Annotated in this window: 13 protein-coding genes; 9 read left to right on the top strand and 4 right to left on the bottom strand. The window is 51.3% G+C overall.

Going from position 1 to position 15,129, the window contains the following annotated elements:
- The first annotated feature begins 21 nt into the window (after positions 1 to 21).
- The 7 genes from pepP (at position 22) to LVQ77_RS12545 (ending at position 9,553) form a co-directional block, all read left to right on the top strand.
- Complete coding sequence (pepP, locus tag LVQ77_RS12515; protein WP_232904569.1) at positions 22 to 1,338, top strand: Xaa-Pro aminopeptidase; 1,317 nt, start codon at positions 22 to 24, stop codon at positions 1,336 to 1,338.
- Complete coding sequence (gene ubiH, locus LVQ77_RS12520; protein WP_232904570.1) at positions 1,335 to 2,513, top strand: 2-octaprenyl-6-methoxyphenyl hydroxylase; 1,179 nt, start codon at positions 1,335 to 1,337, stop codon at positions 2,511 to 2,513. The genes pepP and ubiH overlap by 4 nt, the downstream gene beginning before the upstream one ends.
- Before the next feature lie 162 nt (positions 2,514 to 2,675).
- Positions 2,676 to 3,878, top strand: coding sequence for an FAD-dependent 2-octaprenylphenol hydroxylase (gene ubiI / locus LVQ77_RS12525; protein ID WP_232904571.1), 1,203 nt, complete (start codon positions 2,676 to 2,678; stop codon positions 3,876 to 3,878).
- Between the two features lie 421 nt (positions 3,879 to 4,299).
- Positions 4,300 to 5,397, top strand: a complete 1,098-nt coding sequence (gcvT, locus tag LVQ77_RS12530) for a glycine cleavage system aminomethyltransferase GcvT (protein ID WP_232904572.1) — start codon at positions 4,300 to 4,302, stop codon at positions 5,395 to 5,397.
- A gap of 22 nt (positions 5,398 to 5,419) precedes the next feature.
- Positions 5,420 to 5,809, top strand: a complete 390-nt coding sequence (gene gcvH, locus LVQ77_RS12535; protein ID WP_151993186.1) for a glycine cleavage system protein GcvH — start codon at positions 5,420 to 5,422, stop codon at positions 5,807 to 5,809.
- 56 nt (positions 5,810 to 5,865) lie between these two features.
- Positions 5,866 to 8,739, top strand: a complete 2,874-nt coding sequence (gcvP, locus tag LVQ77_RS12540; protein ID WP_232904573.1) for an aminomethyl-transferring glycine dehydrogenase — start codon at positions 5,866 to 5,868, stop codon at positions 8,737 to 8,739.
- A gap of 70 nt (positions 8,740 to 8,809) precedes the next feature.
- Positions 8,810 to 9,553: an SDR family oxidoreductase gene (locus LVQ77_RS12545; protein WP_232864545.1), complete on the top strand. Its 744-nt coding sequence runs from the start codon at positions 8,810 to 8,812 to the stop codon at positions 9,551 to 9,553.
- Between the two features lie 51 nt (positions 9,554 to 9,604).
- Here the strand turns inward: LVQ77_RS12545 and LVQ77_RS12550 are convergent, their stop codons facing one another.
- From LVQ77_RS12550 to LVQ77_RS12560, 3 genes are read right to left on the bottom strand one after another with little or no spacing between them, the layout of a single operon-like run.
- Positions 9,605 to 9,850, bottom strand: coding sequence for a pentapeptide MXKDX repeat protein (locus tag LVQ77_RS12550; RefSeq protein ID WP_232864544.1), 246 nt, complete (start codon positions 9,848 to 9,850; stop codon positions 9,605 to 9,607).
- A 48-nt stretch (positions 9,851 to 9,898) separates the two neighbouring features.
- Positions 9,899 to 10,687 carry a molybdopterin-dependent oxidoreductase gene (locus LVQ77_RS12555; protein ID WP_232904574.1) on the bottom strand — a complete coding sequence of 263 codons (789 nt, stop codon included), beginning with the start codon at positions 10,685 to 10,687 and terminating at the stop codon, positions 9,899 to 9,901.
- A 9-nt stretch (positions 10,688 to 10,696) separates the two neighbouring features.
- Positions 10,697 to 11,308, bottom strand: coding sequence for a cytochrome b/b6 domain-containing protein (locus tag LVQ77_RS12560; protein WP_232904575.1), 612 nt, complete (start codon positions 11,306 to 11,308; stop codon positions 10,697 to 10,699).
- A gap of 143 nt (positions 11,309 to 11,451) precedes the next feature.
- On the opposite strand from LVQ77_RS12560, the gene LVQ77_RS12565 reads away from it, so the two are divergent.
- Positions 11,452 to 12,162 (top strand): response regulator transcription factor, encoded by a 711-nt coding sequence (locus LVQ77_RS12565; RefSeq protein WP_232904576.1) that lies wholly within the window; start codon positions 11,452 to 11,454, stop codon positions 12,160 to 12,162.
- A 3-nt stretch (positions 12,163 to 12,165) separates the two neighbouring features.
- On the top strand, positions 12,166 to 13,632 hold the full coding sequence (locus LVQ77_RS12570; protein ID WP_232864540.1) for a sensor histidine kinase: 1,467 nt from the start codon (positions 12,166 to 12,168) through the stop codon (positions 13,630 to 13,632).
- A gap of 45 nt (positions 13,633 to 13,677) precedes the next feature.
- Here LVQ77_RS12570 and LVQ77_RS12575 read toward each other — a convergent pair whose 3' ends face one another.
- The gene (locus LVQ77_RS12575; protein ID WP_151993194.1) at positions 13,678 to 15,111 is read right to left on the bottom strand and encodes a 6-phospho-beta-glucosidase; all 1,434 of its coding nucleotides are present in this window, start codon (positions 15,109 to 15,111) and stop codon (positions 13,678 to 13,680) included.
- Positions 15,112 to 15,129: the final 18 nt, after the last annotated feature.

Genomic DNA, 15,129 nt, shown 5'->3' on the forward strand with positions numbered 1-15,129 from the left:
GGTATCGCTCCAGGAGGTGTAATGAATCAGCACGAATTTCTCCGTCGCCGTCAGGCGTTGTTGGCCAAAATGGCTCCGGCCAGTGCGGCGCTTATCTTTGCCGCACCCGAGGCCACTCGCAGTGCAGACAGCGAATATCCGTATCGCCAGAACAGCGATTTCTGGTACTTCACCGGTTTTAACGAACCTGAAGCTGTACTGGTACTGATTAAAAGCGACGAAACCCACAACCACAGCGTGCTGTTTAACCGCCTGCGCGATAAAACCGCAGAAATTTGGTTTGGGCGTCGCCTTGGCCAGGAAGCGGCACCCGAAAAACTGGGCGTCGACCGTGCGCTGGCATTTTCCGAAATTGATGAGCAGTTACACCAGTTGCTGAACGGTCTGGATGTGGTCTACCACGCGCAGGGCGAATACGCTTATGCCGACACCATCGTTTTTGCAGCCCTTGATAAACTGCGCCGTGGCTCGCGCCAGAATCTTGCCGCCCCCGCGACATTGACCGACTGGCGTCCGTGGGTTCACGAGCAGCGCCTGTTTAAGTCGGAAGAAGAGATAGTCGCTTTGCGTCGCGCCGGGGAAATCACGGCACTCGGGCACACCCGTGCGATGGAAAAATGTCGTCCGGGGATGTTTGAATACCAGCTTGAAGGCGAAATCCTTCACGAATTTAACCGCCACGGTGCGCGCTTCCCGTCTTACAACACCATTGTGGGTAGCGGTGAAAACGGCTGTATTCTTCATTACACCGAAAATGAAAGCCAAATGCGTGATGGCGATTTGGTCTTAATCGACGCCGGTTGCGAATACAAAGGCTATGCCGGTGACATCACCCGTACCTTCCCGGTGAACGGCAAATTCAGCGCTCCGCAGCGTGCGATTTATGACATCGTTCTCGAATCCCTTGAAACTGCTCTACAACTCTACCGCCCAGGCACCTCGATGCAGGAAGTTACCACGCAAGTGGTGCGCATTATGATTATCGGGCTGGTGAAGCTCGGCATTCTCAAAGGTGAGGTTGATCAACTGATTGCTGACAACGCCCATCGCCCGTTCTTTATGCACGGCCTGAGCCACTGGCTGGGGCTGGATGTACACGACGTAGGCGCATACGGGCAGGATCGTTCTCGCCTTCTTGAGCCGGGAATGGTTATTACCGTTGAACCCGGTTTATACATTGCACCAGATGCAGATGTGCCTGCGGAGTACCGTGGCATTGGTATTCGTATTGAAGACGATATTCTTATCACCGTCGACGGTAACGAAAACCTGACGGCCAGCGTGGTGAAATCGGCAGACGATATCGAAGCATTAATGGCGGCGGCGCGTCAGTCATGAGCGTGATTATTGTCGGGGGCGGTATGGCGGGTGCGACGCTTGCGCTGGCGATATCGCATCTAACCCACGGAAAACTGCCGGTTCACTTGATTGAAGCGGCAGCGCCAGAATCAGCGGCGCATCCCGGTTTTGATGCCCGCGCAATCGCCATCGCGCAAGGCACCTGCCAGCAGCTGACGCGCATCGGCGTGTGGCCTGCTCTCAAAGAGTGCGCGACGGCGATTACTACAGTTCATGTCAGCGATCGTGGGCATGCAGGTTTTGTCACTCTCGAAGCTCAGGATTATCAAATATCTGCGTTAGGGCAGGTGGTAGAGCTGCATGATGTCGGTCTGCGTTTATTTGCTTTACTGCGTAAAGCGCCGGGCGTGACCTTGCATTGCCCGCAACGTGTATCTTCGTTTAATCGTGATATCGATAAAGTCCGCGTTAAGCTCGATAATGGCGAACTCATTGAAGGCAAATTGTTAGTGGCTGCAGATGGTTCGCGCTCGGCGCTTGCCGCGCAGTGTGGCATGACCTGGCAGCAGCAGGATTATCGGCAAGTGGCGGTGATCGCCAATATCACCACTTCGCAACCGCATAACGGGCGGGCGTTTGAGCGCTTCACCGAGCATGGGCCGCTGGCAATGTTGCCAATGTCTGATGGGCGCTGTTCGCTGGTGTGGTGCCATCCTCTGGCGGCTCAAGCTGAAATTGCGCAGTGGGATGACGAGCGGTTCTGCAATGAACTGCAACGCGCATTTGGCTGGCGGCTTGGGCGCATCACGCATGCCGGTGCGCGGGCGCAATATCCTCTGGCACTGACTACTGCTTCGCAGGCGGTTTCTCACCGCCTTGCGCTGGTGGGAAATGCCGCGCAAACTCTGCACCCGATTGCCGGGCAGGGCTTTAATCTTGGTTTGCGCGACGTGATGTCGCTTGCTGAAAATCTGGCTGTTGCACATGAAGCATCTCAGGATATTGGCGGCTACGGCGTGCTGGCGCAATATCAGCAGCGCCGTTATGAAGATAAAAATGCCACCATTGGCGTGACCGATGGCTTAGTTCGGCTGTTCGCCAATCATTGGGCTCCGCTGGTTGTTGGACGAAATCTTGGGCTGATGGCGATGGAACATTTTACCCCTGCACGTGATGCGGTGGCGCAGCGTACGCTAGGCTGGGTTGCGCGTTAAAACCTGCCACCAGCCTTATTTATTTGCCATTTTGCCCCGGGAATGTGCTCGAAATCCTCACGTACTTTAGTACGCTCCGGTTTCTCCGCGCACTCCCGATCCAAACTGGCTGCAACATATACGCCTGGTGAGCAGGTTTAAGAATGTTAAAGGAGAATCAATTTGCAAAGCGTTGATGTGACGATTGTTGGTGGTGGCATGGTTGGGCTGGCGGTTGCCTGTGGCTTGCAAGGCAGTGGTTTGCGTGTTGCGGTGCTGGAGAACCATCTCCCAAAGCCGCTGGCACCTGAATCTGCACCCGCTTTGCGTGTTTCGGCCATCAATGCTGCCAGCGAAAAATTGCTCACTCATCTTGGTGCATGGCCAAAAATTGTTGCCCAACGTGCCAGTTGCTATCACGGCATGGAAGTGTGGGATCAAGACAGCTTCGGGCATATCGCTTTTGACGATAAATCCTTTGGTTTCAGCCATCTTGGCCACATTATCGAAAACTCGGTAATTCATTATGCATTGTGGCAACGAGCTGAGCAGTGCAGTGATGTCACCCTAATGGCTCCTGCCGAATTACAACAGGTTGCGTGGGGGGAAAACGAGGCGTTCATAACGCTAAAAGACGGCGCAATGCTCACCGCGCGTTTGGTCGTCGGGGCTGATGGTGCCAACTCCTGGCTGCGCAACCAGGCCGATATCCCGCTCACTTTTTGGGATTATCGCCATCATGCTTTGGTTGCCACCATCCGTACCGCCGAACCCCATGAAGCAGTGGCTCGTCAGGTGTTTCATGGCGAAGGGATTTTGGCCTTCCTGCCATTAAGTGACCCGCATTTATGTTCAATTGTCTGGTCATTGCCGCCGCTGGAAGCTGAACGTTTGCAACAGGCAAGCGATGAAGAATTTAACCAGGCGCTGTCCGTAGCATTCAATATGCGCCTTGGTTTGTGCAGTGTTGAAAGCGAACGCCAGGTGTTCCCGCTGACAGGCCGTTACGCGCGCAATTTTGCGGCTCACCGTCTGGCGCTGGTCGGCGATGCGGCACACACCATTCATCCATTAGCCGGGCAGGGTGTGAATCTTGGGTTTATGGATGCCGCTGAACTAATTGAGGAAGTGCGTCGTTTGCATCGCCAGGGCAAAGACATCGGGCAGTATTTGTATCTGCGTCGCTACGAGCGTAGCCGTAAACATAGTGCCGCGATGATGCTTGCCAGTATGCAGGGTTTCCGCGATCTGTTTGCTGGAAGCAATCCGGCGAAGAAACTGCTGCGCGACATTGGCCTGAAACTGGCGGATACGCTTCCGGGTGTAAAACCGCAACTTGTTAAGCAGGCGATGGGCCTACACGATTTACCGAATTGGTTAAGATAACTACGTCACATTTCCCTTTCCTTTTATTGGAAAGGGAAACACCCTCCTCATTTGAAAAATTCTAATCTCACCTATTATTTCGGATTACTTTTTCTCATCCCACGTTTTTAGCGATGTAGTGAATTTGTTTCTGAAATGGTCGTAAATGTTAGCTAACGCTAAATTATGACTAAAACACTTCTTATTTATGCGCGGTGTCTCGCATTTTTCCAGTCGAATACTCTGCATGCTGCGCCTTCTATTTTGGTCATAAGCTAATGCTATAACGGTTTTAGCCTTATGGTTTACTCCCTCATTCAATGGTAACTTCAGACAAAAGGTAACGTTTGCGTCGCCCTCGGGATCGATGGCGGTGCTGGGTTTCGTCTGAAGAAAAGAAAAGCGAAATGCGCTTTTCAACCAGATGGTTAAAGAGGAAAAAATGACTCAAAAGACCCCTTTGTTTGAACAGCATAATCTCTGCGGTGCGCGCATGGTGGACTTCCACGGCTGGATGATGCCATTGCACTATGGCTCGCAGATTGATGAGCACCATGCGGTGCGCAACGATGCCGGGATGTTTGATGTCTCCCACATGACCATCGTCGACCTGAAAGGCAGCCGTACCCGCGAATTCCTGCGTTATCTCGTCGCAAACGACGTAGCCAAACTGACCCAGCCTGGTAAAGCCCTCTACACCGCCATGCTCAACGCTTCCGGCGGTGTTATCGATGACCTGATTATCTATTTCCAGACCGAAGACTTCTTCCGCCTGGTGGTGAACTCTGCCACTCGCGAAAAAGATCTGGCCTGGATCAATCAACACGCCGAACCGTTCGCGGTTGAAGTCACCGTGCGTGATGACCTGTCGCTGATTGCAGTTCAGGGGCCAAATGCTCAGGCAAAAGCCGCGCAGCTATTTTCTGAAGAACAACGCAAAGCGGTTGCAGGTATGAAGCCATTCTTCGGTGTTCAGGCGGGCGATCTGTTTATTGCGACCACCGGTTATACCGGTGAAGCGGGCTATGAAATTGCTATGCCAAACGAAAAAGCTGCCGAGTTTTGGGCACAGCTTGTCGAGATTGGCGTGAAACCTTGCGGCCTTGGTGCACGTGACACGCTGCGTCTGGAGTCCGGTATGAACCTGTATAGCCAGGAAATGGATGAGAGTGTTTCTCCATTGGCCGCGAATATGGGTTGGACTATCGCCTGGCAGCCTGAAGACCGTGATTTTATAGGCCGTGAAGCCCTGGAGAGCCAGCGTGAGAAAGGCACTGACCAGCTCGTTGGTTTGATCATGACGGAAAAAGGCGTATTACGTAATGAGCTGCCTGTTCGTTTTACTGATGAATCAGGCAACATTCGTGAAGGCGTTATCACCAGCGGGACCTTCTCGCCGACGTTAGGTTACAGCATTGCTCTGGCACGCGTTCCTGCGGGCATCGGCGAAACCGCCATTGTTCAAATCCGCAACCGAGAAATGCCGGTCAAAGTAACCAAACCAATTTTTGTTCGCGGCGGTAAAGCTGTCGCGCAGTGAATTTGAAATCAGGAGAAAAACAATGAGCAATGTGCCGAACGAATTGAAATACAGCAAAGAACACGAGTGGCTGCGTAAAGAAGCTGATGGTACTTACACCATTGGTATCACCGAGCACGCGCAAGAGCTGCTGGGCGATATGGTGTTTGTCGACCTGCCAGAAGTGGGCGCAACAGTCAGTACTGGTGATGATTGCGCCGTTGCCGAATCTGTAAAAGCGGCTTCCGATATTTACGCGCCAATCAGCGGCGAGATCATCGCAGTCAACACTGAGCTGAGCGACTCGCCTGAGCTAATCAACAGCGAGCCATACGCGGCGGGCTGGATCTTCAAGATCAAAGCTAGCGACGAGTCCGAACTGGATGGTTTGCTGGATGCAACCGCGTACGAAGCTCTGTTAGAAGACGAATAAATCTTTTATCCCCTCATCCTCTCGGGTGAGGGGAAACACTTCAGGAATCACCGCTCATGACCCAGTCTTTACGTCAGCTTGAAAATCACGAAGCGTTTATCGACCGTCACATTGGACCAGACGCACAGCAGCAACACGAAATGCTGGAGACGGTGGGCGCTCGTTCGTTAGACGAGCTGATCGCTTCGATCGTTCCGGCAGATATCCAGCTTGCCGAGCCACCACAGGTGGGTGAGGCTGCAACTGAATTCGCGGCCCTGGCTGAATTAAAGACCATCGCCAGCCGTAACAAGCGCTTTAAAACGTATATCGGTATGGGTTATACCGCGGTGCAAACTCCGCCGGTGATCCTGCGTAACATGCTCGAAAACCCAGGTTGGTACACCGCCTACACACCGTATCAGCCAGAAGTTTCACAAGGCCGTCTTGAAGCGCTGTTGAACTTCCAGCAGGTGACACTGGATTTAACCGGCCTTGATATCGCTTCCGCTTCTCTGCTCGACGAAGCGACCGCTGCTGCCGAAGCCATGGCAATGGCTAAGCGCGTCAGCAAACTGAAAAACGCCAACCGCTTCTTTGTTGCCGCTGACGTACACCCGCAAACGCTGGATGTGGTGCGCACCCGTGCTGAAACCTTTGGCTTTGACGTGATTGTTGATGACGCCGCGAAAGTGCTGGATCACCAGGACGTGTTTGGTGTGCTGTTGCAACAAGTGGGCACCACCGGCGAAGTACATGATTACAGCGCGCTAATTAGCGAGTTGAAACAACGTAAAGTCATCGTGAGTGTTGCCGCTGACTTTATGACGCTGGTTCTGCTGACCGCACCAGGCAAGCAAGGTGCCGACATCGTGTTTGGTTCCGCACAGCGTTTCGGCGTGCCAATGGGCTACGGCGGCCCGCATGCCGCATTCTTTGCTGCACGCGATGAATTCAAGCGTTCCATGCCAGGCCGTATTATCGGCGTTTCTCGCGATGCCGCGGGCCGCACCGCGCTGCGCATGGCGATGCAAACTCGCGAACAACATATCCGCCGCGAGAAAGCCAACTCCAACATTTGTACCTCCCAGGTTCTGCTGGCAAACATCGCCAGCCTGTATGCGGTGTTCCACGGCCCGGCTGGCCTGAAACGCATTGCAGGGCGCATTCATCGCCTGGCCGATATTCTGGCTTCTGGCCTGCAACAAAAAGGGCTGGTGCTGCGTCATAAACATTGGTTCGACACTTTGTGTGTCGAAGTCACCGATAAAGCCGGTGTGCTGGCTCGTGCCGAAGCCAATGAAATCAACCTGCGCAGCGATATTCTTAACGCGGTTGGCATTACGCTTGATGAAGCGACCACCCGTGAAGATGTGCAGGCGCTGTTCACCGTTTTACTGGGTGACAACCACGGCCTGGATATCGACAAACTCGACCAAAACGTTGCGGGTGATAGCCTGTCTGTTCCGAAAGGCATGTTGCGTGAAGACGCGATCTTGACCCATCCAGTGTTCAATCGCTACCACAGCGAAACCGAAATGATGCGTTACATGCACTCGCTTGAACGCAAAGATTTGGCGCTCAACCAGGCGATGATCCCGCTCGGTTCTTGCACCATGAAGTTGAATGCTGCGGCTGAAATGATCCCAATTACCTGGCCTGAATTCTCAGAATTACATCCATTCTGCCCGGCAAACCAGGCGGAAGGTTATCACCAGATGATCTCCCAACTATCTGACTGGCTGGTGAAACTGACCGGTTACGACGCGCTTTGTATGCAGCCAAACTCTGGGGCTCAAGGTGAATATGCGGGTCTGCTGGCGATTCGTCGCTACCACGAAAGCCGCAACGAAGGCAGTCGTAATCTATGCCTGATCCCAAGCTCTGCGCACGGTACAAACCCGGCGTCGGCGCAAATGGCGGGTATGGAAGTGGTGGTGGTTGCCTGTGATAAACAAGGCAACATCGATCTGCACGATCTGCGTCTTAAAGCAGAGCAAGCGGGCGATGCGCTGTCTTGTATCATGGTGACTTACCCGTCTACCCATGGTGTGTATGAAGAAACGATCCGTGAAGTCTGCCAGATCGTGCATCAGTTCGGCGGCCAGGTTTACCTGGATGGCGCAAACATGAACGCACAGGTGGGGATTACTTCACCGGGCTATATCGGCGCGGATGTTTCGCACCTCAACCTGCACAAAACCTTCTGTATTCCACACGGCGGTGGCGGCCCAGGTATGGGTCCAATTGGGGTGAAAGCGCACCTGGCTCCGTTCGTACCAGGCCACAGCGTGGTGCAAATTGAAGAGATGTTAACCCAGCAGGGCGCGGTTTCCGCAGCACCGTTTGGTAGTGCATCAATTCTGCCAATCAGCTGGATGTACATCCGCATGATGGGCGCGCAGGGGCTGAAAAAGGCAAGCCAGACGGCAATCCTGAATGCTAACTATATTGCGACTCGCCTGAAATCCGCCTTCCCGATTCTTTATACCGGGCGCAGTGGCCATGTGGCGCATGAATGTATTCTCGATATTCGCCCACTGAAAGAAGAGACAGGCATCAGCGAACTGGATATTGCTAAGCGACTGATTGATTTCGGCTTCCATGCGCCAACTATGTCGTTCCCGGTTGCGGGAACATTGATGGTTGAGCCGACAGAATCCGAAAGCAAACTGGAACTGGATCGCTTTATTGACGCGATGCTGACTATCCGCACCGAAATCGACCGTGTGGCGCGTGGTGAATGGCCGCTGGAAGATAACCCGCTGGTTAATGCGCCGCACACGCAGGACGAAATTGTTGCTGACTGGACGCATCCATATACCCGCGAACTGGCGGTGTTCCCGGTAGGACATAGCAATAAATACTGGCCAACTGTGAAACGTCTGGATGATGTATACGGCGACCGCAATCTGTTCTGCTCTTGTGTGCCGATGAGCGAATATCAGTAATATTTATCCCGCTATATACTCTTAAGGGCACTTCGGTGCCCTTTGTTTTATCTGTAGCTCAGGAGGCAAAATGGGCGTGGTTCTGGTAACGGGCGCAAGCCGTGGCATTGGTAGGGCGACCGCTATCCTGTTGGCACAGGCTGGCTACAAAGTCGTGGTTAATTATCAGCAAAGCAAACAAGCCGCTGATGAAGTGGTGAGTGTTATTCGTGCGCACAGCGGCAAGGCATTTGCCATCAAAGCGGATATTGCCGATGAACTGCAAGTGATGGCGATGTTTGCCGAAATCGACAATGCTTTTGGGCCGGTGACCGCGCTGGTCAACAACGCCGGGATCTTGTTCCAGCAATCCACAATTGAAGAACTGACGGCTGAACGTATTAATCGCGTGCTGGCGACCAACGTCACTGGCTATTTCCTCTGTTGCCGGGAGGCCGTAAAACGCATGGCGTTTCGCCACGGTGGAAAGGGGGGCGCGATTGTTAATGTGTCGTCTGCCGCGGCACGTTTAGGTGCGCCGGGTGAATACGTTGATTATGCGGCGTCGAAAGGTGCGGTAGACACGTTAACCACCGGGCTTTCTTTGGAAGTTGCTGCGCAGGGTATTCGTGTAAATGGCGTGCGGCCAGGTTTTATCTATACCGAAATGCATGCTTCTGGTGGTGAACCCGGGAGAGTCGATCGCGTAAAAGATCTCTTGCCGATGAGACGTGGCGGCCAGCCAGAAGAGGTCGCACAGGCCATCGCCTGGTTGCTTAGCGATAACGCCTCTTACGTGACGGGAAGTTTCCTGGATTTGGCGGGTGGCAAATAAGATCAATGGCAGTCACCTGAATGTTTCGGTGAACTGCCATTATTCGGGTTATTACTTTTTACCCATCTCGTCTTTAGCCATATTGTCTTTAGACATTTTGTCTTTGGACATATGATCCTTAGACATGCCGTCTTTTGACATAGGATCTTTCGACATGCAGTCTTTTTTCATACTGTCTTTAGAGCAGTCATGGGACATTTTCCCCATATTATCTTTAGTCATATTATCGGCAGCATTTGCAGCCGTTACGCCAAAGAATAATGCTGAGCACATCAGAGCAGTGTAGAGTTTTTTCATTTTTTATATCCTCGTCGTTTAATTAACTACAGTGAATTATGAAGGGTATTAACTTCCGCCGAACCAGTTATAACCCTGATCCTCCCAATAACCTCCGGGATAACGATTGGTGACTTCCATAACCAAAATATGCTTTGGGTTTTTATAACCTAACTTGGTTGGCATTCTTAATTTCATGGGGAAACCATATTTACGTGGCAATATTTCACCGTCGTAAGTTAATGCAATAATGGTTTGTGGATGTAACGCCGTTGCCATATCAATACTGGTGTAGTAATCGTCAGCGCATTTGAAGCTGACATAACGGGCATTTAAATCGGCACCAATGCTTTTGAGAAATAGTGAGAACGGCACGCCGCCCCATTTGCCAATGGCACTCCAGCCTTCAACACAGATATGCCGTGTCACCTGACTGACCTGTGCCATCTGGTGCAATTGGGCGAGTGTCCACGGGCGTTTATCAGCCACTAAACCGGCGATTTCCAGGCGGTATGCCTCGCCATTAACAACAGGTGCTTCCTCTTCACTGTAAAAAGCATTGAAGGGGAATGGGCGCGTCATCATGTTTTCCGGATAAACCGGAGCCAGGTCATTGGCATTAAATAACCAGCCTTGCACCCGGTCATTAAAGCGTGAAATACGGCTTAATGTGTTTTCTACCGATTGATTATCACTAATATCGCAACCGGTTAGCATCATCAAACCACCCAGCGTTAAACCTTGTTTTAAAAAACGACGGCGGCCTTCCGATGATAACTGCTTATTAATTTCCTGTGTGGCATCGTGAATAATGACTGCTTTATCAGAGTCAGAGAAAAACTTATTTTTATTGTTCATCTCTTTCCCTTATCGTCCGCGTAGCATGGCGAGTAAAGTTTTTGGCACCAGCGCCACCATAATCAGGTGAATGATGACAAACCCCACCATTCCAGACATGGCATAAAAATGAATAAAACGCGCGTTGTCATAACCACCAAGTAATTCGCGTAATAGTGGAAACTGCACTGATTTCCACACCACAAGACCTGAACAAACAAGAATGATCCCGTCGAATATCACGAACAGATACGCCAGTTTTTGTACGGTGTTGTAGTGGCTAAGATCTTCATGAGCTAGCTTTCCGCGTAGTGCTGCAACAAAATCTTTGATTAACTCACGAGGCGACAAAGGCCAGAATTTGCGTTTCAGGCGGCCGCTGAAAATATTAATCAGCAAATAAACCACGCCATTAATGCCAAAGAGCCACATTCCTGCGAAATGCCATTGCAACGCACCGCCTAACCAACCACCGAGGGTTAACTCGGCTGGAAAAGTAAAATTAAACAGCTGCGAGGCGTTATAAATCCGCCATCCGCTTGCCACCATGACAAGCATCGCTAGTGCATTCAACCAGTGGCATATCCTCAACCACATCGGATGAACGATAATGGGTTTAACCTGAAACGTTGGAGTATCCATCGTTTTATTTCCGGTTATTGCGTTGAAATGAGTGTGGCCTAAATCTGTTCGCCAAAGTCTCACCAAAAGTTAAATTAAATGTGATAACTCCACGTCGGTTTGTTGTATAGACTTCTGGTAACAGGCGGAAATAAGGCGGAGTCATGAAGCCCAAAAAGTTATTAATCGTTGAGGATGACGAAAACATTGCAGAACTTCTGCAACTGCATTTGCGCGAAGAAGGATATGAAATTGTCCATGCGGCCGATGGTTCGCAGGGCCTGGAATTGCTTAAGCAGGGTGGATGGGATGCCTTGATTTTAGATCTTATGCTGCCTGGCGTTGATGGCCTGGAAATATGTCGCCATGCCCGCACCATGACACGCTATACGCCGATCGTGATGATCAGCGCGCGCTCAAGCGAAACACATCGGGTTTTGGGGTTGGAATTGGGCGCGGATGATTACCTGGCTAAACCGTTTTCTATGCTGGAGTTGGTGGCTCGTGTGAAAGCACTATTCCGCCGCCAGGAAGCAATGAGCCAGAACCTGATACAAGATGCAGGAACGCTCACTTTTGAACGGCTGACTATCGACCCGCTGGCGCGTGATGTGCATTTACGAAATCAGCCTGTGGAACTGACGCCACGCGAATTTGACTTGCTGTGGTTTTTTGCCAAACACCCTGGCAAAGTTTTCTCCCGGCTGAATTTGCTCAACCAGGTTTGGGGCTATCAGCACGAAGGTTATGAACATACGGTAAACACGCACATCAATCGGCTGCGCATCAAGATTGAAGATAACCCCGCAGAGCCTGAATTTATTCTGACGGTGTGGGGAAAAGGGTACAAATTCATCGCACCGCGACACGAGTAAACCATGCGAAAACTCACTCTTTCACAGCGCCTGACTCTGGTTTTTGCGTTGTTGCTCATTACCTCTTGCTCCCTGCTGGGATGGCTGCAGATTCGCACCAGCACGCAGTACAGCCAGGCGGTGATCCAACAACTTTCAGGTTCACTGGCTGAACACATCAACCAGAGCTACCCGCTGCTTGGGCAAGATGGCCTGAATAATGACTCGGTGCGCACGCTGTTTGATCATCTGATGACGGTTAACCCAAGCGTTGAAGTTTATCTGTTGGATGATAAAGGCAACATCATTGGCGATGCCGCTCCGCCGGATCATATTAAACGCCATCAAGTCGATCTGGAGCCGATCCAGTCGGCACTTAACGATCGGCAGTATCCGATCTATGGTGATGATCCACGTAGTATCGATGGCAAAAAAGTGTTTAGCGTCGCTCCGATGCGGCAAAACGGGCAGGTGAAAGGGTATCTGTATGTCATTTTGCTTGGTGAAAATTACAATGCGCTTGCTAGCGACGCGCAGTCGAATACGTTGTTTAAAGTGGTTCTGCTCTCTATCAGCCTGGTTGCATTGCTTGGACTGATTGTTGGTGGACTGGCATTTCGCTGGATTACCCGGCCACTGCGCTCGCTTTCACGTCAGGTTAATGCGCTGGAAACCGGTGGCATGGCGGAAATGCAGGCGATGGCCGCGCTCCCCTGCGAAAAAGTACACAGCAATGATGAAATTAGCCTGTTACGCCAGGGGGTTATCATGATGGCGCGGCGGATTTCGGAACAGTGGCACCGTCTTTCGCAGCAAGACCAGTTGCGCCGTGAGTTTATCGCCAATATTTCTCATGACCTGCGCACGCCGTTAACCTCACTTCACGGTTATCTGGAAAGCTTATCTGTTATGTCAGCAACACTTTCCGAAGCTGAGAAAAAACGGTATCTGGAAATCGCTTTAGCGCAGAGCCAGAAAGTACGGACTCTTGCACAATCATTATTTGAACTGGCGCGTCTGGAATACGGCGTTGTGAAGCCGCAGAAAGAGCATTTTTGTCTGAGCGAGTTGCTGCAGGATGTCTTCCAGAAATTCGAACTGATGACGCAAACTCGTCAGTTGCAACTGGTGGCCGATATTCAGCCTGGCTTGCCGTTAATTGATGCGGATTTGGGGATGATTGAGCGGGTATTAACGAATTTGCTGGATAACGCGATTCGCCATACGCCGGAGCAAGGAACCGTTGCCGTCCGATTGTGGAAAGAGGGCGAAAAAGTGATGGTGCAAATTAGCGATAGTGGACCGGGTATCCCACAGGAACTGAAAGAGGGATTGTTTGTACGCCCGTCGATTGTCAATCAGTCACATATCAGAGTTGGTGGATTAGGGCTGATGATTGTGCGCCAGATGCTGCAACTGCACGGCAGCGATATTGCGCTGGTGGAAAGACCAGAAACCGGTGCCTGCTTCCGCTTTGGATTGCCTACCTGAATTAAAAGCGCCCCGCAAATGGGGGCGCAAGATTGATCAAATTAATCAGAGGTTTTCGCCGTTGCTGGCAATCACTTCTTTGTACCAGTTAAAGCTCTTCTTGCGTGAGCGAGACATATCGCCAGTACCATCATCGTGCTTGTTCACGTAGATAAAGCCGTAGCGTTTGCTGTACTGACCGGTGGTGAACGAAACACAGTCGATGCAACCCCACGGGGTGTATCCCATCAAATCTACGCCGTCATACGTGACCGCTTTCATCATTTCGGAAACATGAGCTTTCAGATAATCAATGCGGTAATCGTCGTTGATTGAGCCATCTTCTTCCACTTTGTCGTAAGCGCCAAAACCATTTTCAACGATGAACAGTGGTTTCTGGTAGCGTTCATACAACTCACACAGCGCATAACGCAGGCCAACTGGGTCAATTTGCCAACCCCAATCAGAGGCTTTAACGTGCGGGTTCGGTACGCTGCCCTGGAAGCCAGATAGTGCATCACCACTACCGCCTTCAGCCTTCACGGCGTTAGTCATGTAATAGCTGAAGCCGAGGTAATCACATACGCCTTCACGCAGAATTTGCTCATCGCCTGCTTCCATTTTGATATTGAATTCGCGGCGTTCCCACTCGTTCAACACGTAAGAAGGGTAGTAACCACGCAGTTGCACGTCGGTGAACACATAACGTTCGCGCATGGATTCCTGGGCGTACATTTGATCTTCTGGTTTGCAGGAGAAAGGATATAGCGGCACCATCGCCAGCATGCAGCCAATTTGCATCTCAGGGTTGATACGGTGACCAATTTTCACCGCCATGGCGCTGGCCACGAACTGGTGATGCAGCACCTGATACATCACTTCTTCCGGGTTATCGTGTTCGGTGTAAACCACGCCGGAGCAGCAATAACCAAACAGCGGCGCACGCCAGTTGCGTTGGTTATTGATTTCGTTGAAGGTCATCCAGTATTTCACTTTGCTCTTGTAGCGTTCAAACACCACTTCGGCAAAACGAACAAAGAAATCGACCACTTTACGGTTGGTCCAGCCACCGTATTCGGTAACCAGATGGTGTGGCATTTCAAAGTGGGATAGGGTGATAACCGGCTCAATGTTGTATTTCAGCAATTCATCGAACATGTCGTCATAGAATTTCAGTCCTTCTTCATTAGGCTGAAGTTCGTCGCCTTTCGGGAAAATACGCGTCCAGGCGATTGAGGTGCGGAAGCATTTGAAGCCCATCTCTGCAAACAGCGCGATGTCTTCTTTGTAACGCCCATGGAAATCGATGGCTTCATGGTTCGGGTAATATTTTCCAGGGATAACTTCCTGAGTGATTTCACGCGGCACGCCATGAGCGCCACCGGTTAGCACATCACAGATACTTGGGCCTTTACCTTCTTTGTTCCAGCCACCTTCAACCTGGTGTGCAGCAACTGCACCGCCCCATAAAAAATCTTTCGGTAAAGTCAGTTTTTTCATATTTTGTAATCTCACTGT

The organism is Buttiauxella cochleicola (genome assembly GCF_021282435.1).
In the GTDB taxonomy this organism is placed as follows: Bacteria; Pseudomonadota; Gammaproteobacteria; order Enterobacterales; family Enterobacteriaceae; genus Buttiauxella; species Buttiauxella massiliensis.